Annotated in this window: 1 rRNA gene (only partly in view); it reads right to left on the minus strand. The window is 54.7% G+C overall.

The features are described 5' to 3' along the window. A 23S ribosomal RNA gene (locus KNP95_RS15755) occupies positions 1 to 1,549 on the minus strand; it reaches 1,443 nt to the left of the window's first position. Positions 1,550 to 1,635 lie beyond the last annotated feature (86 nt).

A 1,635-nucleotide genomic window follows, 5' to 3' on the forward strand; every position in this document is an offset into this window, starting at 1 on the left:
CGGGCGGATTTGCCAACCCGACGGCCTCGCTGCTTGTCCGTGCACTTCCAGTCGCACGGTTACCTTATCCTTCTGCGTCCCCCCATCGTTCAAACGGTGGTACGGCGGTACAGGAATATCAACCTGTTGTCCATCGCCTACGCCTTTCGGCCTCGGCTTAGGTCCAGACTAACCCTGAGCGGACGAGCCTTCCTCAGGAAACCTTGGGCTTTCGACGGAGGGGATTCTCACCCCTCTTTTCGCTACTCACACCGGCATTCTCACTTCCAAGCGCTCCACGGCTCCTCACGATACCGCTTCACTGCTGCTTGGAACGCTCCCCTACCATCCCTTACGGGATCCATAGCTTCGGTGGTATGTTTAGCCCCGTTACATTTTCGGCGCGGCGTCACTCGACTAGTGAGCTATTACGCACTCTTTGAATGGTGGCTGCTTCTAAGCCAACATCCTAGTTGTCTGTGCAACGCCACATCCTTTTCCACTTAACATACACTTTGGGACCTTAGCTGATGGTCTGGGCTGTTTCCCTTTCGACTACGGATCTTATCACTCGCAGTCTGACTCCCGAGTACAAGTTGCCGGCATTCGGAGTTTGACTGAATTCGGTAACCCTGTGGGGGCCCCTAGTCCAATCAGTGCTCTACCTCCGGAACTCTACACCTCGAGGCTAGCCCTAAAGCTATTTCGGGGAGAACCAGCTATCTCCAGGTTCGATTGGCATTTCACCGCTACCCACACCTCATCCCCGCACTTTTCAACGTGCGTGGGTTCGGACCTCCAGTCAGTGTTACCTGACCTTCATCCTGGACATGGGTAGATCACCTGGTTTCGGGTCTACGACGACGGACTGATGCGCCCTATTCAGACTCGCTTTCGCTGCGGCTCCGCCTCATCGGCTTAACCTCGCCCGCCATCGTAACTCGCCGGTTCATTCTACAAAAGGCACGCCATCACCCGTTAACGGGCTCTGACTACTTGTAGGCATACGGTTTCAGGATCTGTTTCACTCCCCTTCCGGGGTGCTTTTCACCTTTCCCTCACGGTACTGGTTCACTATCGGTCACTAGGAAGTATTTAGCCTTGGGAGATGGTCCTCCCGGATTCCGACGGGGTTTCACGTGTCCCGCCGTACTCAGGATCCACTCTGGAGGGGATGGGATTTCGGCTACAGGGCCGTCACCTTCTCTGGCCGACCTTTCCAGGTCGTTCACCTATCCTATCCCTTTGTAACTCCGTATAGAGTGTCCTACAACCCCAGGAAGCATGCTTCCTGGTTTGGGCTGTTCCCGTTTCGCTCGCCGCTACTCAGGGAATCGAATTTTCTTTCTCTTCCTCCGGGTACTTAGATGTTTCAGTTCCCCGGGTTTGCCTCACGCCGTGCTATGTATTCACACGGGTGTCCCGCCAGTCTCCCGGCGGTGGGTTCCCCCATTCGGATACCCCTGGATCAAAGTGTACTTACCACTCCCCAGGGCATTTCGCTGTTCGTCGCGTCCTTCATCGGCTCCTAGTGCCAAGGCATCCACCGTACGCCCTTTCTACCTTGATCTAGCGTCTAAGACACACGGTCCTCACGGACCATATGTGAAATAATTGGTTTGATGTCTTGATGAATCTTCAGTTTTCAAGGAACAA

The organism is Exiguobacterium sp. s36 (assembly GCF_018618345.1).
In the GTDB taxonomy this organism is placed as follows: domain Bacteria; phylum Bacillota; class Bacilli; order Exiguobacteriales; family Exiguobacteriaceae; genus Exiguobacterium; species Exiguobacterium chiriqhucha.